This window comes from Agrobacterium sp. RC10-4-1, assembly GCF_014138475.1.
In the GTDB taxonomy this organism is placed as follows: Bacteria; Pseudomonadota; Alphaproteobacteria; order Rhizobiales; family Rhizobiaceae; genus Agrobacterium; species Agrobacterium pusense.
Window position 1 is genome coordinate 133,029 of the sequence record NZ_JACJIT010000010.1, and the last position, 24,430, is coordinate 157,458.

Genomic DNA, 24,430 nt, shown 5'->3' on the forward strand with positions numbered 1-24,430 from the left:
GGGTTGAGTTCATAACAGGATGCCAACATGTTGCCGGGCGGTTTTGCCTTTGCTGTCAGTCATGCGATCGCGTGTGTTTTCGCGGCGGCCCTCATTGCGCAACCCGTGGTCGCGCAGGAGGTTCTCCGGGTTCCGCTTCTAACGGACATCGCCACGTTCGATCCGGACAACGGATTTGAAATCGGTGCCATGAGCGCGATCAACAACGTCTACGAGGGTCTGGTTCAATACGAGCCGGGCACCGTAAAGGTCGTCGGCCGACTGGCACATTCCTGGGAAGTCTCCGACGATGGTCGCGAATATGTCTTCAGGTTGGTTGACGGCGTGAAGTTTCACGACGGCACCGAGATGAGTGCGTCCGACGTCGTTGCTTCCTTCGACCGAAGGAAGGACGGCAAGCTGGCTCTGTCGTACTTCCTGTCCAACGTCGAAAGACTCGAACCAGTGGACAGATTGACCCTCAAGATCGTCCTCAGGCGCGCGCAACCCTCTTTCATCGACAGCCTCGCGAGTCCTTGGGGTCCAAAGGTGATCAGCCCGCGAGCGCTAGCCGAACACGATAAAGGCGACAAAGCCACCGGATGGCTCGGTGAACACGCCGATGGAACAGGTCCCTATGCATTGGCGGAATTCAGTCGCGGTGACCGCTATGTTCTCAAGAGGAATGACGAGTACTGGGGACAGAAAGCGTTTTTCCCGGAAGTGCAGATTCCGGTCGTCCCGGACATTGGCCAGCAGATACTGCAGTTGAGAGCTGGAGACATCGACGCCGTGCCGACGGGGTATCCTATCGCGCAACTCGGCGGCATTCCATCCGATCTCGCGGTCTCGGCGACCCCGAGCGTAAGCCTCTACACCCTGTTCGCGAAATCCGGCTCGCCCCTCGATGATCCGGAAATCAGGCAGGCGGTGTTGACTGCCATCAATCCGGCTCTCTGGGCGGATGAAGCGTTCGGCCAGTATGCGACCGTGGCCAGGTCGGTCTATCCCCGCGTGGTGCTGGATCCCGGCAGACCGCTCGTCTTCCCTGTCGACATGGAGCGCGCCAAGGCGATAGTCGCACGCCGCGGTCCTGTCAGTCTCGTCATCGGCCAGCACAGCGCCACACCTGGCTATCAGAAAATCTCGGGCCTCCTGATCGCGCAGCTGGCATCCATCGGCGTCAAGGCGACGTCCTACGCGTTGCCGCCGGGAGCCGCGTTCAACTTGAAGCAAGCGACGTCGCCCCCGGACTTACTCCTTACGATCGCAGGTCCGGATGCGGCTCACCCGGTGAACCAGGCAAAGGCGTTTTTCACGAAGGACGCTCCGGTCAACTTCTTCGGACGTTCGATCGACCAAGCCGACCGCCTCATCGAGGAGGCGGGCAGTCTGGGGAACGACGCTCGACGGAACGCACTCTACGAACAAGCCGGACAGATGATCTTCGACGCCGGAATCGCCATACCGCTTGTCGAAATGCAGGATGTCGTGGTCCATACCAACGACATCCGCGATTTCGGCTTGAGACCCGTCTATCCCCCGGGAAACATAGATTACGAGAGCGTCCGCCGATGAGCGTCGGGGTAGGAGAGCTGGTCGGAACCCGTACTCCGCCGTTTGCCACGCTCGAAATCCGTGGCTTGCACGTTTCGATGTTGCGTGGAGCACAGAGGAACGACGTTCTCAAAGGGCTGGAGCTAGAGGTTCATTCCGGGCAGATAACCGCGCTTGTGGGTCGAAGCGGTTCTGGAAAGTCGACCCTTGCTCACGTCATCCTTGGTCTTTTGCCGCGCGACAGCCAGCCTCGGATTAGTGGCTCTATCCGTGTCGTCGGTGAGGAATTGGTCGGTACGAGCGAGCCCAACCTTAGAGCTGCCCGGAAGAGCCTGGTGCGGATCATCCCCCAGGACCCCTTCGACGCGCTGAACCCGACAATGAGCGTTCGAGCGCAGATGGCGGAAGTGTGCGGGGAACTCACAGCGGTCGAACGGCTGCGGTTGGCGGGGATCGCTGACACCGAACGCGTCATGGGCAGCCTTCCGCATCAGCTTTCCGGGGGAGAGAGACAGCGTGTTCTGATCGCTATGACGACGGCCGTACCCGTGCCGCTGATCGTGGCTGACGAACCCACGACAGGTCTCGACCTTGATAACAAACGAAAGGTCACCGCGCTTCTGCGGAATCTGGCAGCACACGGAGCGGCCGTATTGCTCAGTACGCACGATCTCGCAGTAGCGGAGATAGCGGATCAAACGGCAATCCTCGAAGATGGGCGGATCGTCGAGGTCGGGTCGACTTCGACGATCTTCGCCCGCCCCCGCCACCCCTACAGCGTCGGGCTCCTCGCGATCCGGTATGATGGAGCCGTCGACAAATCCGCGCAATTGCCAACCCTCGCCCGAGGCGATCGAGCTATCGACAATTCGCATTTCGAAAACATCGTGCAGCAAAGCGTTCCTTGGGCCCCGTTCTCCTCGAATCGAGAGGAAGTCGTGTTGGACATGCGCCGGGTCTCGAAGGCCTTTCGTACGAGAAGCCTCTTTCGGGTTAGCTCTTACGATGTCCTGGCCGAGATCGACCTCACCGTGAAGGCCGGAGAGTGTGTGGCGCTTCTAGGCGAGAGCGGCATCGGTAAATCCACCCTCCTCAAGATCGCTGCTGGGCTCCTTGAACAGGACCGCGGAACGGTTCGGTTGGACGGCCGCCGCCCTCAACTGGTCTTCCAGGACCCTAAATCTTTCCTGACGCCTTGGGTCCCTATCGGTGAACAGATCGTCGAAGGGTTGCGTTCCGCGAAGGTGGCAAAGGTGCCTCGCGACAAGCGCCTGGCGGAATTGATGGATTTCGTCGATCTCGAGCGCTCGCTTGCCGATGCCTTGCCTTCAGAGCTTTCTGTCGGTCAATGCCAGCGTGCCGCGATCGCCAGAGCGCTTGCGGTTTCCCCGCGGCTCCTCCTGTGTGACGAACCCATCAGCGCGCTGGACACGTCGCTCGCGGCATCGATGCTGAACCTGCTCGGCCGCATCCGCCGCATCTATGGCACCGCGATAGTTATCGCGACGCACGACCTCGCCGCTGCCAGGATCGCCGCGGACAGGGTCTATCGCATTCATGATGGAAAGCTGCTCGAACTCGCAGACATGTCGACCTCCTCGCGGGACGACCGTTGTGATCCATCCGGCAGGGACGCCGGACTATGCTGAGGCCGTTCGGACGAAGACCGACGGGACACTCGGAAGCGTCTAGCAACGGCTGGTCTTTCCGCAGGATTGACATTCCCGGCATGATCGGCCTTTTCGGCTTACTGCTGATCACGGCCACCGCAGCGTTCCCGCAGCTCTTCATGCCATACGACCCGCAACTGCGGGTGGGTCCGGCCTTGCTCCCTCCGTCGATGACGCACCCCTTCGGTACGGACGAAATCGGACGGGACCTTTTTTCGCGGGTCATACTCGGCATAAGGTTCACCTGGCTGCCCGGGATGGCGATCATCGGGGCAAGCTTCGTCGTCGGAACGGCGATCGGGTTGGTATCCGGCTTTGTCGGAGGATGGCTCGACGCGGTCTTCCGGAGGGTAAACGACGTCTTCCTGACGGTGCCGTCGATGCTTTTCGCCATCGCGTTCGCGGCGTTGCTCGGCCCCGGTGTCGAGAATTCAGTGGTCGCGATCGCAGTCTGCTGGTGGCCTTGGTACGCCTGGATCGCACGCGATGAAGTCCGACGTATCTTGGCCTCCCCTCATTACCTTGGGGCAAAGGTATCGGGCGCTTCGCGATGGAGGTTGGTTTTCAGGTACGCCCTACCAGGCGTCGTCCCGGCACTGATCGTGGCAGCCGGCGTGGATGTCTCCAACGTCGTCATGACCTTGTCGTTGATGTCGTTCCTCGGCCTGGGACAGCCTGACCCCGCTCCGGAGCTCGGAGCCTTGGTGTCGCGCTCTCTCGACAGCCTGACGATGTTCTGGTGGCTCCCCATACTCCCGTCGTTGGCGATATTCCTAATATGTTTCTTGGCGAACCTTTTTGCCGACGGGGTCCGCCATGCACTCAAGGGGCGGTAACGCATGCGGTATCTCGGGCGCAAAATCGCGGGTGGCATTCTGACGCTGATGGCGATGACGTTCCTTGTCTTCTGCCTTCAGAGCGTCGTTCCAGCCGATCCGGCCCGCCTCATCGCGGGGCCGGCGGCACCACCCGCCACGATCAAGGCCTTGCGCGCGCAGATGGGCCTGGATGAAACCGTCATCACGCGGTACCGACACTTTCTTACCCGGGTCGCACATGGTGACCTCGGCATCTCGGTCCGCACAAGGCAGCCAGTGGTCAACGATATTCGGAAGCACCTGCCCGCGTCGATAGAACTTGCGGTTGTCGCTCTGCTGCTCGGCATTTCGGTGGCCGTCACGGTGGCGGTCGTCCAGGCCACCTATCCATCGTTGCGCATGCTGCGTCTCGCACTCGTCGGGCTCGGGTCCTTGCCAGTGTTCCTGACTGGCCTGACGCTGGTCCTGGTCGTCTGGTATAAGCTTGGATGGCTGCCGGGTTCCGGCCGCCTCGGTGTCAGAGGGTTCTCCGGTCCGACAGGACTCCTTCTTGTGGACACGTTGATTTCCGGCAACCTGCGCCTTTTCGTGGACGCGGCCGCTCATCTTGTCCTGCCCGCTTCGGTTCTCGCGCTACCCGTCGCGGTCGCGGTCGGGCAGGTCCTGTCAAGCTCGTTGCATGACGTCATGAAGCACGGATACATCCGCACCGCGCGTGCCAAGGGCCTACGGTTCGTATGGGTCGCCGTACACCACGGTCTCCGTAATGCAGCGAATGCGGCGCTTACGATGAGCGGCCTCCAGGCTCGACTGTTGTTCGGTAACATGCTGGTCGTCGAACGCATCTTCGCCTGGCCCGGACTCGGCATGTACATGGTCCAAGCGCTGGCCTACTTGGATCTCCCGGCCATCCTCGGCGTTGCTCTGGTTCTCGGAGGGCTCTACGTCCTCGTCGGGATGATCGTCGAGAGCACGCAGAGGATCGCCGATCCACGGATATCGATCGAGTGAGGTGCGGCGGGCAAACCTATACGCCGGGATAGGAAGGCGCGACGTTTATATAGGTATCAAGTTCAGTCCCGAAGCGGCATTTTCAAGGTCGTATCGATCAGACTCTGGACGCGAAGCGGAATTGGAGGCGGGCGTTGACCTTGGAGCACGTTGCGCGTCTCGGCGCGGTAAGCGTTTCGACATCCGATCGCCTGTTGCCAATCAGGAACTCCGCTCGCGGAAGGAGTGGGCTGACCGATTGGCAGTGTCGCCGCGTCCGCACGTTTGTGTCTGAAAATATCGCTGGCTCCATAAAGGTCCGCGACCTTGCGTCTCAAGCCAAAATCAGTGTCGGGCATTTCGGGAGGTGCTTCACGATCGCGTTCGGGGTTTCGCCGTCCAGCTTCGTGATGGGGGAGCGCATGGCAAAGGCAAAGGCCCTTATGGCGAACTCGAACTGCCCGCTATCGTCCGTCGCCGAACAATGTGGACTATCGGACCATGCGCACTTCTGTCGCCTGTTTCGCCGCTTGGAAGGCCTGCCGCCAAGTGAATGGAGACGGCAGGCAGTGGAATTGCGCGCAGGATCCCAATCGATTCTCTAAGTGTGCAAAGAGGTCGATTCACCGCCATGCACCGAGAGCCTGTCGAACATCCGCACGACGTCTACGACAGACTTCGCATGCATCTTTTTCATCATGCGTCCACGATGCAGCTTCACCATGATTTCGCTGATGCTCATTTCGAACGCGATCTGCTTGTTCATGAGACCTTGGGAAACGTATTCCCAGACTTCCGTTTCACGCGGGGTCAGTCTGCAAAATCGCTGCATTAATTTATCCGCCTCCGCTCTCTTGGCTCTTGCTTGCCTGTCGGCCTCCATCGCTCTTGTTATCGCATCGACGACGGCCTGAGAGTTGAACGGCTTCAGCAGGAAGTCGAAAGCGCCAGCCTTCATCGCTGAAACACTCACGGACACGCTGCCGTTTCCGGTGATGAAAATGATCGGCATCGGATTGCCGCGATGCGAGAGCTCAGCCTGAAGTTCGAGCCCAGTCATGCCGGGCATTTGGATGTCGAGAAGGATACACCCGGCGCTCTCCCCGTCAGCCTCGGACAAAAACTCTTCGGCACTACCGAACCCGACTGCCTCGATCTGCACCGACTCGAAAAAGTTGAGCAGCGAGGCGCGAAGGTTTGGCTCGTCATCGATGACGTAAACCCTCTGTCGACTCACGTCTTTCTCCGGTTGAGATGGCACAGCGAAACTCCTTTTCAATGATGACGGCGAGGTCCGTCCGCGACTTTTGCCTAATTGTCTTCAAGTGATGGCGGTTCAGATTGGCTGTGGCTTCGCTCCAGCCGATCGGAAACGCGCGGCAACCTCATGCGAAACATGACGCCCGACCGACCGCGACCATATTCGAGCGCACCCTTATGGGCTTCGACGATGGATCGGCACATAACAACTTCGGAATCGGCTTTAGTGGTCCGCTTCCTTTGGTCTTCGAGCTTTCCGTTCCCCGATGTCAGGGGTGTTCCTATGTCGAGGACGATCTCGTCTCCGATGTCGGCGATGCACAAATGAACCGCATGCCTTTCCGCTTTCCGTGCGGGTTGTTGCTGTAGGGTGCTCACTAGAAGGGTGACCACCACCTGGAGAAGCTGGAGCTCGTCGCCAAGTGCCAACGCGCGACTAGGCGAGTGGGCAAGGTGCAGGGTCACCGCCCTGGAGAAGCTTTCGCACTGGCTGAACTGGACGGCGCTTTTTGCCAGGGAGTTGATATCCACCAGCGCCAGAGTCGAAACTCGCCTGGCGATCATGCGATCCGCGAAGCCGATTACTTCATCCGCCCAACGGGCACATTCGACAATGCGCGAAAGCAGTACTTCCATTTGCTTGGTCGTATCACGCCCCGAAGCCAGGAGCCTCTGGGCGGTACCGCAATCCGTAACGATTACCGCCAGAGGTTGACGGGTGTCGAGAACAAAGGAGCTTGTCATACGCCCAAGAAGCCTAAGACGCGCGGCGTGCCCACCGCTCTCCTCGAGGTTCTGTAGCCTCTGCTCTTGAGAACCCTTTTCAAACATCCGTTCGGTGTGCGGGGCAAAGTCCACGGTCGCTACCTGTTCCCACGTCGGTTGGTGAAAACCGCGCTCGCGCGCCGCGGTCCTTTCATCGATACACTGGCTGGCTATGTGGGTGATAGCCTACGTAAAATGTTCCCGCGTCGCTACCGCGCCAGTAGCCGTGGTCGACCTATACGGCGGGATAGGTCGGGTAGCTTTTTCCGCTTCGCGTCATTTGCAGACTTCGACGAACGCGAATCTGAGATCAGAAATCGGAGTTTCCTAGTTCTGAATTCCTGTCATCGGTGTCTCGCTCGCGAATGGCGGGCGACATGCAGACAGGAGCTCAAAGCATGATCCAGAAATCGCCCTGGCAACCACCGTGGAAGGCATCGTCCCCGCGTTGCTTGCCCATCTCAATTCTCTCGATGTCGACACGATGCTCAGCTTCTATCATCCAGAAGGCATTATCATCGACGCGGCGGGTAACGCCCACTAAAGGCGGAACGCGATCGGCGCGGAACTCGAAAAGTATTTCTCTCTCTGGGTCTTCAAATGTCGATCACGCAACGGCATAGTCGCGGCGGATACGGCACTTCTGATCCTCGACTGGTCCTATATCGGCACCGCCCGCGATGGCACGGAGATCAACATGGTGGCGACCGCGACCGACATCGCGCGCCGGGGCGACGATGGTTGCTGGCGGTATCTGATCGACAATCCCTTCGGCTCCCAGAAGCGGGTCCGGGCCTGATGGATAGCGCCGCTACCAGGAATCCACGTGGCTCGGACGAGCGCGGTGCAGGCACTTGGCGCGGCGTTATCACCACGGGCATCTATTGCCGGATTTCCTGTGGTTCTCGGGTGCCACGCGCGGAAAACCTCCGTTACTTCCATTCGTCGGCCGAGGCTGTGTCCGCAGGATTTCGACCCTGTCGACGGTGCCGACCGAATGAAGGTAGCTTCGAGCAGCGGCATATCGAAACCATCGCCGAAGCGTGCAGGCTGATCGATCTAGCCGACAGCCCTGTCTCAGTATCGGCGCTGGCCCATGCTGTCGGCATGAGCGAGGGTCATTTCCACCGCCTGTTTCGCAGTCATACAGGAATGACCCCACGAGCCTATGCCGAACAGAAGCGGATGGCGCTGGCCCGCAGCCAGCCCGCGCGGTCGGCCCATCACTGAGACCCTCTACGAATCCGGCTACGGTTCCAGCGGCCGCTTCTACGCCATCACCAACAAATCCCTCGGCATGACACCAAGTCACTTTAAGGATGGGGGCTCCAAGGAGACCCTGCATTTCGCTGTCGGAGATACCTCGCTCGGAGCGATCGTCGTCGCCTCCAGCGCAAAAGGCATCGCCGCCATTCTGATGGGCGACGATGCCGAGGCACTGCTTCGCGACCTCCAGGACCGCTTCCCGAAGGCGATTCTAGTCGGCGGCAATGCAGACTACGAGCGTACCATCGCCCAGGTCGTCGGTTTGATCGAGGCACCGAATCTGACGACGAATCTGCCCCTGGATATCAGAGGGACAGTCTTTCAACGACGGGTTTGGCATGCTCTGCAATCGGTGCTAGCCGGCGAGACGATCTCCTATGACGAGATAGCGCGGCGCGTGGGCCACCCTCGTGCCATCGGTGCGGTCGCCAGTGCCTGCGCCAGCAATCCTCTGGCGGTTGCCATTCCCTGTCATCGGGTTGTTAGGCACGACGGAACGTTCTTTGGCTATACCTGGGGCCTGGAGCGAAAGAGCGCACTGCTGGGTCGCGAGGGTAAAATTGCTGATTGAACAAGTTTTCCAACGTTCTAACGGCCGCATTCTCTTTGAGACCATTTGACATTTAACGACTGTTTAACGCGGACATAGTTACGCTCAGAACTCGTTGATCAGAGCCAGAAGATAACGGTTGCCGCGCGAGCGATGGCGGAGAGGAAGGCCATTGGGCATCTGTCGTAGCGCGTAGCGACACGCCGCCAGTCTTTGAGACGCCCGAACATTATCTCGATCCGGTTGCGCCGTTTGTAGCGGCGTTTATCGTATTTGATGGTTTTATTGCGGGATTTCCGACCCGGAATGCAGGGAGTGATCCCCATCGCTTGTAAAGCTTCACGATACCAGTCGGCATCATAGCCACGGTCGGCCAGTAGCCATTTGGCCTTGGGAAGTTCATCAAGCAAAGCGGCAGCACCGGTGTAATCGCTGACCTGACCGGCCGTTATGAAGAAAGTGATCGGGCGACCATTCGCATCCGTTACGGCATGAAGCTTGGTGTTCATGCCGCCTATCGTGCGTCCAATCAGGCGGCCCGAGCCCCCCTTTTTACCCGCAGGCTGGAAGCCGTGCGGTGGGCCTTGAGATAGGTCGCGTCGATCATGATGGTCGTGCGCTCTGCAGCCTCAGGCACAGCCAAGCCTTCCATCATCTGGAGAAAGATGCCCTTGTCTCCCCAACGTTTCCAACGGTTATAAAGCGTCTTGGAGGGGCCATATTCCTTTGGCGCATCGCACCACCTGAGGCCGTTGCGGTTGACGAAAATGATGCCGCTCAGAACGCGTCGATCATCAACGCGCTGGCGACCATGGCTCTTGAGGAAGTACGGCTGAAGACGAGCCATTTGCTCGTCCGTCAGCCAAAACAGATGACTCACCAGCAGGCTCCTATACGCCCGTCTGAATTATGGCCGTCAATTCAAATCAATGGGTCCTGACCCTAATCTTCAAAGTGCCGAACGGATAAAACTCTGTATTTGATTGTGCCTGCGGATCGCGCAGTGGCGCATGATTTGCGGGGCAGGCTTTGCAGCCTGCCCCTCTTGGATCAGCCGGCGGCCTGGACGAACGCCAGAAGGTCCGGGTTGATGACGTCGGCGTGGGTCGTGCACATGCCATGCGGGTAGCCGTCGTAGATTTTCAGAGTCCCGTTTTTCAGCAGCTTGATGGCGAGCTTGGCGGAGTCATCGATCGGCACGATCTGGTCGTCCGAGCCGTGCAGGATGAGCGTGGGAACCGTGATCGACTTGAGGTCTTCCGTGAAATCCGTCTCGGAGAACGCCTTGATGCTGTCGTAGTGCGCCTTCGCGCCGCCAACCATGGCCTGTCGCCACCAATTCTGGATGACGCCCTGGGAAACCTTGGCGTCCGGCCGATTGAAGCCATAGAAAGGGCCGGAAGGAATATCGAGGAAGAACTGGGCGCGGTTGGCGACCAGGTTCTTGCGGAAATCGTCGAACACCTCGATTGGCAGACCTCCGGGGTTCGCAGCGGTCTTGACCATGATCGGCGGAACCGCGCCGACGAGAACGAGCTTGGCGACACGGCCCTTGCCGTGCCTGGCGACGTACCTCGCGGCTTCACCACCGCCCGTCGAGTGGCCGATGTGAACCGCGTTGCGGAGATCGAGATGTTCGGCAACGGCTGCGGCGTCCGACGCGTAGTGGTCCATGTCGTGACCCTCGGCGACCTGGCTCGAGCGGCCGTGGCCACGCCTGTCATGGGCCACGACGCGGAAGCCCTTTTCCAGGAAAAACAACATCTGGGCATCCCAGTCGTCGCCGCTCAACGGCCATCCGTGATGGAACACGATCGGCTGACCGTGGCCCCAGTCCTTGTAGAAGATTTCCGCGCCGTCTTTCGTTTTCACAAAGCCCATGTCTTGTTTCCTTTCAGTGGTTTTCTGCGTGGCGGCCGCCATCGCGATATTGGGGATTACGGTTGCGACGCTCGCTCCGAGGCCAAGCGCCAACACCTCGCGTCTCAAGGGGCCCGTGCCCCGTGAGGTCTCTTTTTCCGTCATTTGTCTCTCCATGATCCGGTATTGACGAGCCTTGGCCCGCTCGCCTCGATGGGCAGAGCCAAACTCAGCGCGTCGAAGGTGACGCAGGATCGGGAGCTACGCGAGTTATACATCTGTATGCCGTGTGGCCCGTGGCAGGAAACGGAAGCGATTCCGCGTCAGGTGAAAAGCGACGCGTCGCATTCCCCTTTGAAAGTCGCCCCCTTTATAGGCTTCGTCCGTTCAGAACGGATACTCCCGTATATCTTCCTCGCTGCCCGCTCCCGCCTTAGCGTCCGTTCGTCGGCGAATTCCCGCTCGACAAAAACCCAAAGCTGGGAGTGATAAGATGCAACCCCGTTTCGATATCAATGCTGTCGAGCCCGACAGCTTCAAGGCGATCATGGGACTGGAGATGTACGTCCAGAAGTCCGGCATCAACAAACGCTACATTGATCTCGTGAAGATCCGTACGTCGCAGATCAACGGCTGCGCCTACTGCGTGGACATGCATACCAAGGAAGCGAGGAAAGCCGGGTTCTCGGACCAATGGATCGCCCTGATCGCGGTCTGGAAGGAATCCGCTCTCTATGACGAGAAGGAACGCGCGGTGCTGAACTGGGCGGAAAGCTTGACGAACGTCTCGATTACGGGTGTCCCCGACCCTGACTACGAGCAGTTGAGGAAGCATTTCGGCGAAGCCGAGATTGCCAAGCTGACGACCGCCATCAGCACGATCAACGTCTGGAACCGCATGGCGCTCGCCTTGCGTCTGCAGCACCCGATCGACCATCGGACCGTCCCGGCAGCGGCTTGACGTCGATCCACTATTCAAGGGCATGGTGGCGTGGCGAAGCCGATTTCGGAGCGAGCAGCCACCATGCCGGAGTGCACTACAGACCGAACAGACTGCGTATCTTCCCCGACAGGGTGATCGAGGTGCTGTTTTCCATTCCCGGCTGGTCGAGGAGATGCTTTTCCTTCTCGAGCCGATGCGCGAGAACGAACCCGAGCTCCTCGGCGATTTCCGGGCGTTGCCCGAGAAACGGAGCGAGGGTATCCTTCTTGATTTCGTATGCGGTGACCGGGGTCAACGAACGGATTTCAGCAGCCTCGATTGCCCCCATCAAAACGCCCCGTTCTCCGAAAAAATCTCCGGGGGAAAGTCTCGTGAGTTCTGTGTGGCGGCCGCTTTCCTCTATCTCGACGATAACGACGCCCTTCTGGATGAGCAGGAGCGAGGTCAAGGAGGTTCCCTGACGGGCGATCACGGCCCCCTTCGGAAAGACAACCTGCTTCATCGCAGCGCCCAATGACGCTCGCTCGTCTTCCCTGAGCGAATGAAACAGTGGAATGGATGAAAGACAGTCGACCGCGCTTTGCCCACGCGAAGCCTGTTCCCAGTATGGGAGCGGCCCCGTCCATTGTGTTGACGAGCTCAACACCAGGTTCGCGGAGCGCGCGTGACGATAGACCAGATCGTATATCTCGTTGCGAGCGTCGGAGACCTTGCCGACGTCCCTCACCCGACTGACAAGATCTATCGTGACGCCGTCGCCTTCCAGGGCGGTGATCGCCACGCTCGGAGGCGGCGAGTGGACAATATTCGTGCACCCGAGTAGCGCCGTTTTCATGGTTTCACCGATCACCTCGGGTCTTTCCGTCGGATGAAAGCGCACGGTCACCACAATGCCGTGGCTCTCGTCCGGGCTGCTGTAGTTCGTGAGTCTCGCTTTCGCCAGAATGCTGTTCGGCAGGATCACGATGTCGTTCGTGCCGTTGAGCAGATGTGTCGAACGCCAGTTGGTTTCGATCACCCTTCCTTGGAGATTGTCGTCCAGAACGATCCAATCACCGACCACGTAGGGGCGGTTGAGGTTCAGGGCGATGCCGCTGAACACGTCGTTGAGGGTACTCTGCAGCGCGAGACCGAGTACGATCGCGAAGACGCCGGACGTGGCGATCAACGTTCCCACCGGAACATTGAAGACATACGCGACTATGGATAAGGCGGTGCCGATGTAGATGACGCCAGAGAGTAGGTCCCTGACCAGTCTGCCTTCGCGAGGCCGTCGATTGAAGACGAGGAATTTCCGGACTACCGTCACCAGGAGAAGCGAGATGCTTATCCACCATGCCGCTTTGGCGATCGCCACACTGACCGCGTCTATGCCTCCGACGGCTCCGGGCCTATAGGGCTCGATACCTCTCGAAAAGAACAGGCCTGATAGGGCGACGAAGACGACGGCATCGAGGATGAGCTTGGCCTTGGTCTGGTGGCGCAGCAGAACTCTAAGCGGGACCGAGACCGCCAGAAGCAGACCGACCTGGATCACGAACTCCGACAACATCGGCATGATGGTTGTTCCCGCAGATGTCGTCGGGCATGGAGCCGCGACCCATGGTGGATTAACGCAGTCCGACCGCGTCACCCGGCATGGGTGTCACGGTCGGGTCAGGCAACGAGATCTAGGCGGCCTTGGCTGAATTCGCCCATTGCTCGATACCAGTGGGGCCAAGGCTGGCCTGGCCAACGGGGACCAGCGAGTTTTCCTCCAACGCGCAGCCGAAATAGCCTGCGCTGGAATCCGGAGTGACCTTGCGGGAATCGCCGACGGACCGGAGGTATCGACCGATGATGTCGCACATCCGGCCTTTTTCCGGTCCGGCGACATCAACGATTCCGTTGGCGGGTGCTTTGCCGACCGTATCGGCGAGGAAGCCTGCCAGATCATCCGCTGCGATCGGCTGGAAGTTTGCCGTCGAAAGGCGCGCCTCGCTGTCTGTCGTTCCGGCATCCGCGATCATTGCCATGAATTCCATGAACTGAGTCGCGCGGACGATGGTATAGGGGACGCCGGACCCTTCGATCAAAGCCTCCTGGGCTGCCTTGGCGAGGAAGTAACCGTTACCCGGAAGACCATCGGTGCCGACGATCGAGAGTAGCACGTGGTGCTGCACTCCGGCCTTCTTCTCGGCGGCGAGCAGGTTTCTGGTCGAGGTCTTGAAGAAATCCAGGACTTCACCGGGATCAAAAGAAGGCGGGTTCGTGACGTCCACGACGACGTTGGCCCCCTGTAGCGCGGCGTCCAGCCCCTCGCCTGTACGGCTGTTCACACCCGTGCTTGGCGATGCGACCACGACTTCCAAAAACCGCGCCGACAATATGCTAGCGAGCTTGCTGCCGATAAGGCCTGTGCCGCCTACAACTACGATTTTCATTTTAATTCTCCTTGAATTTGTTGGTCAGTCGAGGCGCGGCTCCAGCTGCGGACTGCCCGCGGTCTGCCTCCAGACAATCGCGCCGCACGCTGACCCTAGCAAGATATACATCGGGATGCCGCACAGCCGCTTCGTGGTTCCGCGCCCTGCCTGAGCCGTTACGGATGGGAGTGCTGGTTGGCCTGAACGTCGTCGGGCCCGCCGGGGCCGTGCGGATGTTCCACGCTGTAGCTATGTGTCGTCCTTGGGATATCTGCGGCGGGCAGCCGGCCATCCATCCCGTAGAAAGCGACGTGTAATCCCCAGTAGGCAGTGCAGAAAACGACGAGAGCGGTCGAGAGGCCGATGGGGATATTCACGAGACGCCGCTTGAGCGCCGTCATGAGATCGACGCCCGTACGGTGATCGGCCGCAACCGCGATGAGGATCGCCATGATCAGGCCGTGCCCGATGAGGTCGACCCGGCCGAAAGGCCATACGGCGGCCGTGAAGATCACGAGGAGGGCGATAGCCGACAGCCTGCGTATCAGGGGCGTCCACAGAAGGCCGAATCCGAGAGTGAACTCCGTGACGCCTGCCATCGGTATGAACACGTCCCTCGGCATTCCGAAAGTGAGAAACGGCTTCTCGACGACGAGGGGGTAGAACCAGCTCGGGAACGCGAACTTCTCGAGGCTCGACCACATGAGGGCGATCGCCAGTCCCCACCGGAGCGCCTCGAAGCGGCGTCCCCTCAGTTCCTCGTTTTTGAGCGGCTCGAGGAGCAGGTATCCCGCCACGCCGAGGCCGAGCGCGAGATAGTCGAAAAGATGGAAAAGCTCGTAGTCTCTTAGTGCGAATATCCAAAGCGCTATGATTCCAAGCCCGGCGAGCGGCATCGTCCGCCGCGAAAATATGCAGCAGGCAATAACGAGCTGAAGCCAGGAAACCCATTCGGCGGGTGTCTTGAGGTCGGGCGTCAGATACACACCACCGACGGCAAAGATCGCGACGAAAAACGCGGCGATGATCGAACGAATGTAGTCGTCCTGCCGTGCCCAGAGCGGGTCTGTCGCCCAATTGAGCGCTCCGATGGCTTTCGCGCCGAAGGGGCTAACCTCCACCAGACGCGTCAGGACGAAAATCACAAGGACAAGACATATGCCGACCCAGAACCAGGTGTCGTGTAGAGTGTTCTCGATCGGCGCTGGAGGCGCGCCCACGATATACGGGGCGAACCATTTGACGTGGGCTTGGGCCGACATGGGTTGTAACACGATGGCGGCCGCTGCGGGCCACGCCCACAGCATCGGGTGATTACGGCTTTGCATGGAAGTCGCCTTCTCGGAATGGCGGTTTGATGGATCGATCAGGCAGCGAGGAGCTCGTCCGCCGGGCCGAAGAATTCGTAGTGAACACGCTCTCCCGGAACACCTGCTCTCGCCAGAGCGGGAACCAGCGCGCGGAGGAACGGCTTGGGTCCGCAGAGGTAGAACTCGGAGGTTTCGAAGGGTGTCGCGGAGCGCAGCCAGTCGACGGTGATGAACCCGTCATAGTCATGGGAGAGCCCGACTGCGTCTTGGGTGGACGGCTCGCTGTAGAAGGTTTTCACGTTCACCCGGGAACGGGCAGCGGCGAGGCTCCTGACATGTTTGTCCATCGCGTGGGTGGCGCTGTTCAACGCGCCATGGATGAAGTGTGTTTCCAGGTCCGGATAGTCGCGAGCGATCGCCTCGAGCATGCTGACCATTGGAGTCAGCCCTACCCCGCCGGACAACAATACGACCGGAGCCTTTGGTTCTTCCGGGAGATAGAAGTCCCCTGCCGGAGGTGTGGCGTCGACAACCGAACCGATATCCGTGTGGTCGTGCAGGTAGATTGAGCCGCCCTGTCCGGAGGTCTCGCGCTTCACAGAGATGCGATAGAATTCGTCGTTCGGACCGCATGAAATGGAGTAGTTCCGCTTGGCGACCGTTCCGTTCTCCAGAGGCAGCCGGAAAGTCAAGTATTGGCCGGGCCGGTGCCGGATGACCCGACCGCCGTCGGACGGCTTCAGCACGAAGGACGTGACGACGTCGCTTTCCTTGGTCTTCGAGACGATCGTGAAGTTCCGCCACCCGTTCCAGCCGCCGTTCCGGTTCTCGATATCGGACCGCAGATCGCTCTCGCGGCCCTTGAGGATGTCGGCAAGAAACCAATACGCCTCTCCCCAGGCAGACAGAATGGCAGGCGTCGCCGCATCTCCCAGAATGTCCTTGATCGCCGCCATCAGGGCTTCGGCGACGTAGGGATAGTGCTCCGGCAGGATGTGGTAGCCGATATGCTTGTGTGCGATACGCTCGACGACCGGACCCAGCACGCTGAGGTTCTCGATGTTCCGGGCGTAACCGAGGATCGCTGCGGCTAGCGCGTGAACCTGTGAACCACCCTCGCCCTGGTTGGAATGGTTGAACAGGTTCCGGATATGCTCGTCCTTGAAGAGCCGCGCGTACATGGCCTTGGTGATGTCGCTACCATGGGCCTCGAGGGCCGGAACACTCGCCTTTACGAGTTCTATGGTTTCTGCGGACAGCTGGCGTGGCATGATCTCAATTCCTTCTTGGGTCAGTTGTGATAGGTGCCGAGCGGGTAGCGGTCGTAAAACTCGACGCGCAGCTTCACCGCTCCCACGAGCTCCAGGCTGTGGCTTGTATTGGGAGGGATGACACCCGGTATGCCGGGTTCAAGGATCCGGGGCTCGGAAATACCGGGCTCGAGGTAGTGGACCGCGCCCTCTTCGACGCGGACCACACCCCATGTCCCGGATTTGAGAGCGTGGTCGGTGAGAAGCGCGCGCGGCAAGCTCTGCTCGTCGAAGAGAGCCGAGATTTTGTAGGGCGTGGGCGCGAGCGGTATCGGCTCGCTTGTCACCGATGCGGGAAGCTCCTCGCCGCATATCATGATCGAAAAACGGGAAGCGATCCTCTTCGCTCTCGCCTGCATCTCGAACGCTATCTCCGGCGCAACGAGCTCGTCGGTCGTCTCACGCCAGATCTCCAGCCACTTAATGAACATCAACGGCCGGAACTTTTCGGCATGGGCAAGATGCATCGATAACGGATTGCCCTTGTAGCGCCCGGTGGTGAGCATCAGCGACGACCAGAATTCCGAGAGCCGCGTCAGATGTTCGGCCCAGTCCTCGACCACCGCGAAAACCGCACCGAGGTCCTCGTCTGCTTTCACCCGGTCGTAAAATTTCGCCAGTATCCGCGAAATGTCCGTCTCAGTTAGCTCTACCGACATTGCCGACTCCTAAAGGGGTATCTGAGATACTCCTATTACGTTCTACAAAAAGGTGCTATTGAAATACACCTTTTAAACATGGGCGTTTTGACGCAGGTTTCTATGAGACTGACCAAATACACGGACTACGGTATCCGGGTCTTGATACACCTTGGTACATCAGGCGGAGAGCTCGGCTCGATCCGCGAGATCGCCCGCACGTTCGACATCTCCCAGGACCACCTCAAGAAGGTCGTCCAAGATTTGTCGGCCGCAGGTTTCATTGAATCCGTGAGGGGTCGGAACGGGGGAATCAGGTTGGCCCGTCAACCGGACGAAATCAATCTCGGGTCTGTACTCCGCCACACCGAGAGACTGGATGAACTCGTGGAATGCGGTGGATGCCCCATCGCTCCCGCCTGCGGCCTGCCCCCCATCCTTGCGGAGGCGTCGGCAGCATTCGCCGCCGTGTTCGACAAGTACACGGTTGGCGACCTTGTCAGGCGGAGACCTGAAATCCGGCTTCTTCTCCGGTCAGCGTAGAAAACACTTCGGAGGTGGACCGGATCGAAAAGCTCACACGAGCGCCTACGTCCGTGTTTTCAGCCCAGATCCGTCCTCCGTGGGAAGTCACAATCGACTCGCAGATCGAAAGCCCCATTCCCATACCGCTTTCTTTGGTAGTGAAGAACGGCATGAAAATTCGGTCGATATCCTCGATTCCGCTTCCGGTGTCCGAGATCTCGACGACTGCGCCGAGGTCGGACGCCAGCGTCTCTACCGTTATCATGCGCTCGCGGCCCGTCGCCACCGCCATCGCCTCGCTGGCGTTATGCAGGAGGTTCACGAGTACCTGCTGTATTTGAATGACATCGATGGAAATCGGATCCAGTGATCTTTCGAGCTTTAATTCCAGGCGAACGCCTTTCGATGCCAATTCCTCTGACATCATATCTTTCACGCCTTGAATGAGCAGGTTGATATCGACTCTCTCCCGCCCTTCCGACTTGTGCTGGAACAGTGCCCGGATGCGCTTGACGACTTCGGTGGCGATGTTGGCGTCCCTGACGACACAGTCGGCGCTCTGCTTCGCCCGCTCGATATTCGGCGACGCCATCTCGAGCCAACGCCTGCACGCGTCGGCGCTCATGATCACTGCCGCCAGAGGTTGGCTGAGTTCATGTGCGATCGAGGCGGAAAGTTCTGCCATTCCCGCATAACGGGACGCCTTGGCAAGTTTTTCCTGAGAGACCCTTAGTGATTCTTGAGCGACGAACTCGTTTTCGATATCAACCTGCAAGCCATACCATTGGATGATTTTGCCATTACTGTCTCTCAGCGGTTCCATTCGCGCCTCAAGCCAGCGCCAGCTGCCGTCAGAGCGCCGTTGACGGAACCGCCTGAACCAGGGCTTGCCGGAGCGGAAGCTTTCCCGGATCGTCGTCTCCACGTCCTCCCTATCATCTGGGTGAATAGTCGCGTGGATGATCCACTTCAGAGCATCACCGTCGCGCTCGGCGATCTGATCGACGGTTACACCGGACCACTCCTCAAGCTGCCGACTGAAATAGGTGGGTTGTCCATCAGGCGATGACACCCACAATAATCCAGGCATCGTTTCGACAATGAGCGCGAGCCGTGCTTCACGCTCAGCTATCGTAATCTGGGCAGATACTTCATCATCGATGTCCTGCGCGACGCCAAGCCATCGTTCAACGGTGCCATCATCGCCAGTTAACGCGTTCGCTTCGCCTTTCGTCCAACGGTATCCACCGTCGGCACGTACTTGTCTATACCTCTGTTTGAAGCGAGGTCCGCCAGATAAAGCAGCTTTTAGGCCCGATGTAACCTGCTCGAGGTCATCAGGATGAATAACTCGCGCTAACGCGCCCTCGAGCGAGGACTGCTCTATAGTATGTGAAATGGAAAATCCGACCTGAGCTTTTAGCGCCTCATTAAAGTAGGTAGGATTTCCGAGCGTATCGGCAGCCCAGATTGGAACCGGAACCGCGTCGATAAACTTTTGCAGGGCGCGCTCCCGCGCTTGAGACGCTTCAGCCTCCAGTATGGCTTCGTGGATATCTACACAGGTACCGAGCCAGAAGACGATCTCACCTTCTGCATTGATCTGCGGTCTTGCAGTAGTCCGAATCCACCTGAACTTTCCGCTACTGGTCCGAACTCTATGTGCAACGTTATAGACGTCACCATTACCAACGGCTACCAACCACGCCACTTCGAGGTCACGATAGTCGTCTCCATGAACCAATTCGCTCCAAGAAAACTTGCCCTCAACATCTCGTGCTCCGACCTTCGAATTTGGAAATCCGGTGTACGCCTCCAAGGACAGACTCTGGCAAATTAGATTTCCGTTCGGCCACGCCGCCCAGCCAAGTCCGGGGATCATGTCCACGAGCTCTTTTATCGCTTCAACCGAGATCCTACCTGAGATCACCCGAGCTTCCCACAGACGCGAATTAGACAGTTCAACGACACCTTCCGTGTCGAGTCGACAAGCAGCAAAGTGCGTGTCGTATCTGGAGCGAACTTATATCCGGTATGCCTTAAACAGGGTAAGGCCGCAAGACTAGGTAGTTGCTCTCGCGGCCTTTAATCATTATGTTTATCAACGCGAACGCCGCTCAGACGATTTTCAAGTCGATAAAATAGATGCCCACGCCGTCACTTGGGACGACAGCACAATGAATTCATGCAGATGCGCGTTGTCAGACACCCCTAGCAATGAATTCATTTAAAGTTGTCTGGCAAATCCGCACACTGCCGTCCGGGACAAGAGTATCAGCCTCCAGACGAGATCCAAAATAAAGCGCGTCCGGGTCTGCTCTGACGACCCTGTCGTCGCCCTTTGCCTTGAGATAGCGAGATACAACTTCATTCATCGGGGCGCGGTCCGGACCGGCGATTTGAACGGTGCTGTTGGTTGGTCCTTCCGTAAGGATTTCGCATAGCGCATCTACCAGATCGGACGCGGCAACCACCTGAACATTCGCAGTGGGAATATAGGTTTCGCCGTGGCTGCCACCATGATCGGCAATGGTACCAAGATACTCCATAAACTGGGTGGCCCTGACGATGGTGAATGGCACTCCTGATCCCTCGACCATGTTCTCCTGCGCTATCTTTCCTTTCGTGTAGGCATTGTCTGGAAGTTTGTGTATCCCGACGATTGACAGCAAAACGTGATGGCGCACATGGGCTTCTTTCTCCGCGACAATCTGGTTCGAGGTGGATTTGTTGAAAAAGTCCAGGATGCCCTGTGGGTCGAAGGTCGGTGAGTTGGTTACGTCGAGCACGGCATGCGCCCCCGCCATCGCCTCATCAAGGCCCTCCCCGGTAACGCTATCAATGCCGTTACTCGGTGAGGCCGCAATCGCCTCATGCCCGGCCGCTGTTAGTTTCGAGACGACTTTTGAACCGATGAACCCGGTTCCGCCCATTATAACGAATTTCATTAACTAGCTCCCTAACCTGGTCCATCCCAACAGCATACTTAGACAGCACTGATAGACCGATTTTGAGTTTCTCGGAGGATTGCGCTGCGATTGCCCCATACGTCAGTCGCCGGCTTGCGTTCATTCGGTCGACTATTTTTTGTCTGGAGTGGTCAATTCAATCTCTTTCGTATCGACGACGAAGACGGCCAAAAGCTTGGCTGGTTTTGTTTCGCTTCCATTAGCGCTGACGCCGTGATGGTCGCCGGGATTTTCGATGAAATTCTCTCCAGCTTTGTAGGTCTTTTCTGGGCCACCGCCTACCTTGCTCCTAATTTCGCCTTCTAGAACAGTCGCGTAGATGAAGGCGCTCTTGGCATGTGTGTGGGCGGGCGAGTATCCGCCGGGGCCGTACTCGACCAATACTCCGCGCATGCTCTTGCCTGGCACATTTGGCAGTTCGTGGTTGAAGACCAGCGTAACCTTCGCATTCTTCGACCCGTCCGCCGCACTTACGGGATAGATGGTCGCCAATGCGAAAAGTGCTGTGAAGGCTGTCTTTTTAAACATGGATATCTCCTCGGGACTTTGAACCGCATGCCGCGGCACCTCAGTGAGAATAGAGGACCATCCGTGCACATTGGAGATATACAAACGTTTGTGTGAAGGTCGCGGTAACCTTCGTAGAGAGCTTAATACAATGCAACGATACAGGTATACTGTTCCGGGTGCCTGCCTTTGGGAAGGAACATGGGTGAGCAGGAGCTCTTAGAGATCGATATTACCTGTTGGGTGCTGCGAACCAACGCAGGCTAATTTAACGGTGACGCAAACGCCTGGCGGATCTTTATTGAGAGAGCGCCGCGGAGCCAACGTCCGGAGAGTTCAGCGGGTCGCCCGAAGGTATGCGAGGAAGGCACGCATCCCTGCCCCGATGTGGCGGTGGCGCGGATAGTAGAGACAAAGCCCCGGATAGGGCGGGGTCCAGTCAGCGAGCACCTGGCGAAGCGATCCGTCCCGCAGGCTTTCGTTGGCCATCCACCGCGTGACGTAGGCCAAGCCATATCCTTCACGCGCCGCCGCAAGGAGAAGCCGCGAATGATCGACGACCAGATTGCCGGATGTCTCGACGGCGAGTGTCTCGCCCCGTCTCTGGAATTCCCATCGATAGATAGAACCGCCCGACATACGCAGTTGGACACACTTGTGAAGCGCGATATCGGACGGCTGCGCTAACTCGGGTGCATTGTCGAGATAGCCGGGAGACGCAACCACGATGTGCTGCTGATCGGGGCCGATCGGGATCGCGACCATCTCCTCGGGCACAAGCTCGGCGAGCCTGATACCGCAGTCGAATCCGCCTTCGGCGATGTCGACCAATCTTGTATCGGACACGATCTCGAACCGCATGGCTGGCTGGATAGCCATGAACTTCGTCAGGAGCGGCATGAGCACCTGCTCGGCCGCGTTTGCATCGGTATTGATCCGCAGAAGCCCGGCGGGCGCGGCATTCATGTCTTCGATTTCTTCGACCGCCAGCCCGATCTCGCTGATCGCAGGCACGAGTCTCGAGGCGAACCTGCTCCCGGACTCAGTCAAAGACACATTTCGGGTGGATCGGTGGAAAAGCTTCACCTTGAGACGCTTCTCGAGGCCTGCCACTGCGTGGCTCAGTGCGGAAGCGCTCTGATCAAGCGTACGGGCGGCGGCCCTGAAGCCACCATGCTCGGCGACAGCCAGAAAAGCCGCCAGTTCGCCCGGCGGAAGCGAACTGACTGTACGGAATACCTCATCAATACGTACATCTCTAGCCATCTAGTTCACGACTGCCACAGGTGTATCTCTATGACAAGCGATTAATTCAAAGGAGAATGACTATGAGCGCAGACATCCCGTTCGGGTTCGCTTCGACCGCAAACGAAGTGCTGGAGGGTATAGACCTCTCCGGAAAGAACATCATCGTCACCGGAGGTTCGGGCGGGATCGGTCTCGAGACCACCAGGGCCCTTGCGGCCGCCGGCGCTTCCGTGACGATCGCCGCCCGTCGTCCCGACGATGCCCGCGCCGTTGCCGAGAGGATCGCGTCGGAAATCACAAAGGGGAGCGTGAGCGTTCGTCAGCTCGATGTCGCAGATCTGTCGTCGGTGCGTGCTTTCGTTGAGGGCTGGGACCAAAAGCTCGACGTTCTGGTCAACAACGCTGGCGTCATGGCAATCCCCGATCTGCAGCGCACGCCCGAAGGCCGCGAGATGCAGTTTGCGACCAACTACTTGGGGCATTTTGCCCTCGCCCTCGGCCTGCGCACTCATCTGGCGAAGGCGAACGGAGCGCGCGTGGTCTCTGTCGCATCGGTTGGCAGCCTGTTCGCGCCCGTTTTCTGGGACGATCCGGACTTCCGCTTTATCCCGTACGATCCCCTGCTCGGCTATGGCCAGTCGAAGACAGCCTGCATCCTGATGTCCGTGGGGATCACACGGAAATGGGCAAACGAAGGCATTGCGTCGAACGCCCTTAACCCGGGAGCGATCGCGACCAATCTGCAAAAGCACACGGGCGGTCTCCGTACTCCGGAACATCTCCGCAAAACTACCGAACAGGGTGCGTCCACCACGGTGCTTCTGGCGGCCTCGCCTCTCGTCGAAGGCCGATCCGGCGAATACTATGACGACTGCCAGAAAGCTTCGGTCGTCGAAGAGCGCGGCAACGGTCCGTTCAAGGGGGTCGGGCACTACGCGATCGACGAAGACAACGCCGAACGTCTGTGGGGCATGGCAGAAACCATGCTGGGCGTGAAGGAATGAGCGGCCCGCTGAACGTCGGCTTCATCGGCATCGGCGACCAGGGCGCGCCGATGGCGGTCGCGATCGCTGAAAAATTCAACCTGCACGTCTGGGCCAGACGAAATTTCTCCTACGAGAGCCTTGAGGGCACTTTATTCACGCGGCATGAATCGGCGGTCGAACTGGCGACGGCGGTGGACGTGCTCTGCGTCTGCCTACGGTCCGACCACGACCTGCTTGAATTGCTGCAAGGGGGAGTGCTTGACGCCCTGCCCTCCGGCGCGATCCTTATGAACCATGCCACCGGGGACCCAGGTGAAGCGAGGGCCTTCGAGGAAACCTGCAAAGCAAAGGAAATCCGCTTCGTTGATGCCCCGGTCAGCGGAGGACGGCCCGGAGCGGTCGCAAGGACGCTCACTTGCTTCGTGGGGACGGATGCCGCCACTCTGGAAAAGTGCGGCGAAATCCTTTCCACCCATAGCACGCACGTCGTTCACATGGGTGGAGCGGGAACCGGGCAAGCCAGCAAGCTCTGCAACAACGCTCTCACCGTCTCGAACCTGCGGAACGTCGTCGAGGTTTTTTCGATCGCCGACGCGTTCGGCGTGTCCCCGGCAAGCCTGCAGAAGGCTTTTTCCCACAGCAGCGGCGGAAGCTTCATCCTTGACGCTCTCGGCACTAAGGTGACGCCGCAGATCGCGGCCCATATCGCGAAGCTCAACCGCACCGACGTCGAAGAGTTTGCAGCGGCTGCGAAAAAGCTAGGTCTGGATGTCTCCGCTATCGAGGCTTGGGCTCTCGGAGGTGCTGCTGGCCTGGAACGTGTGATCGCTAGACTGTCCGCACGAAGCTGAAGACCGATCACACCGATCTAAAG

General features: G+C 59.0%; 24 protein-coding genes. 11 read left to right on the top strand and 13 right to left on the bottom strand.

The genetic code is table 11. The features are described from left to right. The first annotated feature begins 27 nt into the window (after nt 1–27). From FHW77_RS23990 to FHW77_RS26995, 5 genes are all read left to right on the top strand, one after another. A complete protein-coding gene (locus tag FHW77_RS23990) occupies nt 28–1,557 on the top strand; it encodes an ABC transporter substrate-binding protein (RefSeq protein WP_182590820.1) in 1,530 nt (509 codons plus the stop codon). Next, entirely contained in the window at nt 1,554–3,185 is a 1,632-nt protein-coding gene (locus FHW77_RS23995) for an ABC transporter ATP-binding protein (protein ID WP_182590821.1), read from the top strand. The genes FHW77_RS23990 and FHW77_RS23995 overlap by 4 nt, the downstream gene beginning before the upstream one ends. A gap of 80 nt (nt 3,186–3,265) precedes the next feature. Further along, on the top strand, nt 3,266–4,042 hold the full coding sequence (locus FHW77_RS24000; RefSeq protein ID WP_286086138.1) for an ABC transporter permease: 777 nt from the start codon (nt 3,266–3,268) through the stop codon (nt 4,040–4,042). A gap of 3 nt (nt 4,043–4,045) precedes the next feature. After that, on the top strand, nt 4,046–5,035 hold the full coding sequence (locus FHW77_RS24005) for an ABC transporter permease (protein ID WP_182590823.1): 990 nt from the start codon (nt 4,046–4,048) through the stop codon (nt 5,033–5,035). 266 nt (nt 5,036–5,301) lie between these two features. Further along, entirely contained in the window at nt 5,302–5,619 is a 318-nt protein-coding gene (locus FHW77_RS26995; protein ID WP_353505112.1) for a helix-turn-helix transcriptional regulator, read from the top strand. On the opposite strand, the gene FHW77_RS24015 is transcribed toward FHW77_RS26995, so the two are convergent. Both FHW77_RS24015 and FHW77_RS24020 read right to left on the bottom strand, forming a co-directional pair. Further along, complete coding sequence (locus tag FHW77_RS24015) at nt 5,616–6,275, bottom strand: response regulator transcription factor (protein ID WP_051674101.1); 660 nt, start codon at nt 6,273–6,275, stop codon at nt 5,616–5,618. The two genes, FHW77_RS26995 and FHW77_RS24015, sit on opposite strands and share 4 nt — an antisense overlap. 50 nt (nt 6,276–6,325) lie before the next feature. Then, a complete protein-coding gene (locus FHW77_RS24020; protein ID WP_182590824.1) occupies nt 6,326–7,132 on the bottom strand; it encodes a sensor histidine kinase in 807 nt (268 codons plus the stop codon). Nucleotides 7,133–7,837: 705 nt separating this feature from the next. On the opposite strand from FHW77_RS24020, the gene FHW77_RS27000 reads away from it, so the two are divergent. After that, a complete protein-coding gene (locus FHW77_RS27000) occupies nt 7,838–8,269 on the top strand; it encodes an Ada metal-binding domain-containing protein (RefSeq protein ID WP_182590825.1) in 432 nt (143 codons plus the stop codon). Continuing rightward, nucleotides 8,208–8,876 (top strand): methylated-DNA--[protein]-cysteine S-methyltransferase, encoded by a 669-nt coding sequence (locus FHW77_RS24030; RefSeq protein WP_182590826.1) that lies wholly within the window; start codon nt 8,208–8,210, stop codon nt 8,874–8,876. Before FHW77_RS27000 ends, FHW77_RS24030 begins: the two co-directional genes overlap by 62 nt. Before the next feature lie 98 nt (nt 8,877–8,974). On the opposite strand, the gene FHW77_RS24035 is transcribed toward FHW77_RS24030, so the two are convergent. Together FHW77_RS24035 and FHW77_RS24040 are read right to left on the bottom strand one after the other, a co-directional pair. After that, a protein-coding gene (locus tag FHW77_RS24035; RefSeq protein ID WP_182590827.1) for an IS5 family transposase occupies nt 8,975–9,735 on the bottom strand; the annotation gives its coding sequence in 2 pieces (ribosomal slippage) (nt 8,975–9,411 and nt 9,411–9,735; 762 coding nt in all). Between the two features lie 170 nt (nt 9,736–9,905). Beyond that, nucleotides 9,906–10,736 carry an alpha/beta fold hydrolase gene (locus tag FHW77_RS24040; protein ID WP_081859327.1) on the bottom strand — a complete coding sequence of 277 codons (831 nt, stop codon included), beginning with the start codon at nt 10,734–10,736 and terminating at the stop codon, nt 9,906–9,908. A gap of 472 nt (nt 10,737–11,208) precedes the next feature. Between FHW77_RS24040 and FHW77_RS24045 the strand changes: the two genes are divergently transcribed. Beyond that, the gene (locus tag FHW77_RS24045) at nt 11,209–11,676 is read left to right on the top strand and encodes a carboxymuconolactone decarboxylase family protein (RefSeq protein ID WP_034495437.1); all 468 of its coding nucleotides are present in this window, start codon (nt 11,209–11,211) and stop codon (nt 11,674–11,676) included. A gap of 76 nt (nt 11,677–11,752) precedes the next feature. On the opposite strand, the gene FHW77_RS24050 is transcribed toward FHW77_RS24045, so the two are convergent. The 5 genes from FHW77_RS24050 to FHW77_RS24070 all read right to left on the bottom strand — a co-directional run bounded on the left by FHW77_RS24050 (nt 11,753) and on the right by FHW77_RS24070 (nt 17,342). Beyond that, a complete protein-coding gene (locus FHW77_RS24050) occupies nt 11,753–13,216 on the bottom strand; it encodes a mechanosensitive ion channel family protein (RefSeq protein ID WP_182590828.1) in 1,464 nt (487 codons plus the stop codon). Between the two features lie 112 nt (nt 13,217–13,328). Continuing rightward, nucleotides 13,329–14,081, bottom strand: coding sequence for an SDR family oxidoreductase (locus FHW77_RS24055; protein WP_182590829.1), 753 nt, complete (start codon nt 14,079–14,081; stop codon nt 13,329–13,331). A 158-nt stretch (nt 14,082–14,239) separates the two neighbouring features. Continuing rightward, nucleotides 14,240–15,391: a hypothetical protein gene (locus FHW77_RS24060; protein WP_286086139.1), complete on the bottom strand. Its 1,152-nt coding sequence runs from the start codon at nt 15,389–15,391 to the stop codon at nt 14,240–14,242. Nucleotides 15,392–15,429: 38 nt separating this feature from the next. Next, nucleotides 15,430–16,644: an NO-inducible flavohemoprotein gene (hmpA, locus tag FHW77_RS24065; protein WP_034495431.1), complete on the bottom strand. Its 1,215-nt coding sequence runs from the start codon at nt 16,642–16,644 to the stop codon at nt 15,430–15,432. 20 nt (nt 16,645–16,664) lie between these two features. After that, a complete protein-coding gene (locus FHW77_RS24070) occupies nt 16,665–17,342 on the bottom strand; it encodes a TehB-like domain-containing protein (protein WP_182590830.1) in 678 nt (225 codons plus the stop codon). Between the two features lie 102 nt (nt 17,343–17,444). On the opposite strand from FHW77_RS24070, the gene FHW77_RS24075 reads away from it, so the two are divergent. Then, nucleotides 17,445–17,864, top strand: a complete 420-nt coding sequence (locus tag FHW77_RS24075) for an RrF2 family transcriptional regulator (protein WP_034495520.1) — start codon at nt 17,445–17,447, stop codon at nt 17,862–17,864. On the opposite strand, the gene FHW77_RS24080 is transcribed toward FHW77_RS24075, so the two are convergent. From FHW77_RS24080 to FHW77_RS24095, 4 genes are all read right to left on the bottom strand, one after another. Further along, complete coding sequence (locus FHW77_RS24080) at nt 17,821–19,728, bottom strand: PAS domain-containing sensor histidine kinase (RefSeq protein WP_182590831.1); 1,908 nt, start codon at nt 19,726–19,728, stop codon at nt 17,821–17,823. The two genes, FHW77_RS24075 and FHW77_RS24080, sit on opposite strands and share 44 nt — an antisense overlap. A 319-nt stretch (nt 19,729–20,047) precedes the next feature. Further along, nucleotides 20,048–20,794 carry an SDR family oxidoreductase gene (locus tag FHW77_RS24085; protein ID WP_034495426.1) on the bottom strand — a complete coding sequence of 249 codons (747 nt, stop codon included), beginning with the start codon at nt 20,792–20,794 and terminating at the stop codon, nt 20,048–20,050. Between the two features lie 132 nt (nt 20,795–20,926). Continuing rightward, nucleotides 20,927–21,343 carry a cupin domain-containing protein gene (locus FHW77_RS24090; RefSeq protein WP_034495423.1) on the bottom strand — a complete coding sequence of 139 codons (417 nt, stop codon included), beginning with the start codon at nt 21,341–21,343 and terminating at the stop codon, nt 20,927–20,929. Nucleotides 21,344–21,658: 315 nt separating this feature from the next. Beyond that, complete coding sequence (locus FHW77_RS24095; RefSeq protein WP_182590832.1) at nt 21,659–22,588, bottom strand: LysR family transcriptional regulator; 930 nt, start codon at nt 22,586–22,588, stop codon at nt 21,659–21,661. A 62-nt stretch (nt 22,589–22,650) separates the two neighbouring features. On the opposite strand from FHW77_RS24095, the gene FHW77_RS24100 reads away from it, so the two are divergent. Both FHW77_RS24100 and FHW77_RS24105 read left to right on the top strand, forming a co-directional pair. Continuing rightward, nucleotides 22,651–23,574, top strand: a complete 924-nt coding sequence (locus FHW77_RS24100; RefSeq protein WP_182590833.1) for an SDR family NAD(P)-dependent oxidoreductase — start codon at nt 22,651–22,653, stop codon at nt 23,572–23,574. Then, entirely contained in the window at nt 23,571–24,407 is an 837-nt protein-coding gene (locus FHW77_RS24105; RefSeq protein WP_052808838.1) for an NAD(P)-dependent oxidoreductase, read from the top strand. Before FHW77_RS24100 ends, FHW77_RS24105 begins: the two co-directional genes overlap by 4 nt. Nucleotides 24,408–24,430: the final 23 nt, after the last annotated feature.

Bases quoted from the DNA above. Each gene is read 5' to 3' on its own strand.
- FHW77_RS24075 (WP_034495520.1), top strand. From the start codon at position 17,445: ATGAGACTGACCAAATACACGGACTACGGTATCCGGGTCTTGATACAC.
- FHW77_RS24005 (WP_182590823.1), top strand. From the start codon at position 4,046: ATGCGGTATCTCGGGCGCAAAATCGCGGGTGGCATTCTGACGCTGATG.
- FHW77_RS24040 (WP_081859327.1), bottom strand. From the start codon at position 10,736: ATGGGCTTTGTGAAAACGAAAGACGGCGCGGAAATCTTCTACAAGGAC.
- FHW77_RS24095 (WP_182590832.1), bottom strand. From the start codon at position 22,588: ATGGCTAGAGATGTACGTATTGATGAGGTATTCCGTACAGTCAGTTCG.
- FHW77_RS24085 (WP_034495426.1), bottom strand. From the start codon at position 20,794: ATGAAATTCGTTATAATGGGCGGAACCGGGTTCATCGGTTCAAAAGTC.
- FHW77_RS24090 (WP_034495423.1), bottom strand. From the start codon at position 21,343: ATGTTTAAAAAGACAGCCTTCACAGCACTTTTCGCATTGGCGACCATC.
- FHW77_RS23990 (WP_182590820.1), top strand. From the start codon at position 28: ATGTTGCCGGGCGGTTTTGCCTTTGCTGTCAGTCATGCGATCGCGTGT.
- FHW77_RS24100 (WP_182590833.1), top strand. From the start codon at position 22,651: ATGAGCGCAGACATCCCGTTCGGGTTCGCTTCGACCGCAAACGAAGTG.
- FHW77_RS24070 (WP_182590830.1), bottom strand. From the start codon at position 17,342: ATGTCGGTAGAGCTAACTGAGACGGACATTTCGCGGATACTGGCGAAA.
- hmpA (WP_034495431.1), bottom strand. From the start codon at position 16,644: ATGCCACGCCAGCTGTCCGCAGAAACCATAGAACTCGTAAAGGCGAGT.
- FHW77_RS27000 (WP_182590825.1), top strand. From the start codon at position 7,838: ATGGATAGCGCCGCTACCAGGAATCCACGTGGCTCGGACGAGCGCGGT.
- FHW77_RS24045 (WP_034495437.1), top strand. From the start codon at position 11,209: ATGCAACCCCGTTTCGATATCAATGCTGTCGAGCCCGACAGCTTCAAG.
- FHW77_RS23995 (WP_182590821.1), top strand. From the start codon at position 1,554: ATGAGCGTCGGGGTAGGAGAGCTGGTCGGAACCCGTACTCCGCCGTTT.
- FHW77_RS24105 (WP_052808838.1), top strand. From the start codon at position 23,571: ATGAGCGGCCCGCTGAACGTCGGCTTCATCGGCATCGGCGACCAGGGC.
- FHW77_RS24030 (WP_182590826.1), top strand. From the start codon at position 8,208: ATGCCGAACAGAAGCGGATGGCGCTGGCCCGCAGCCAGCCCGCGCGGT.
- FHW77_RS24080 (WP_182590831.1), bottom strand. From the start codon at position 19,728: ATGATCCCCGGACTTGGCTGGGCGGCGTGGCCGAACGGAAATCTAATT.
- FHW77_RS24055 (WP_182590829.1), bottom strand. From the start codon at position 14,081: ATGAAAATCGTAGTTGTAGGCGGCACAGGCCTTATCGGCAGCAAGCTC.
- FHW77_RS24000 (WP_286086138.1), top strand. From the start codon at position 3,266: ATGATCGGCCTTTTCGGCTTACTGCTGATCACGGCCACCGCAGCGTTC.
- FHW77_RS24060 (WP_286086139.1), bottom strand. From the start codon at position 15,391: ATGCAAAGCCGTAATCACCCGATGCTGTGGGCGTGGCCCGCAGCGGCC.
- FHW77_RS24050 (WP_182590828.1), bottom strand. From the start codon at position 13,216: ATGCCGATGTTGTCGGAGTTCGTGATCCAGGTCGGTCTGCTTCTGGCG.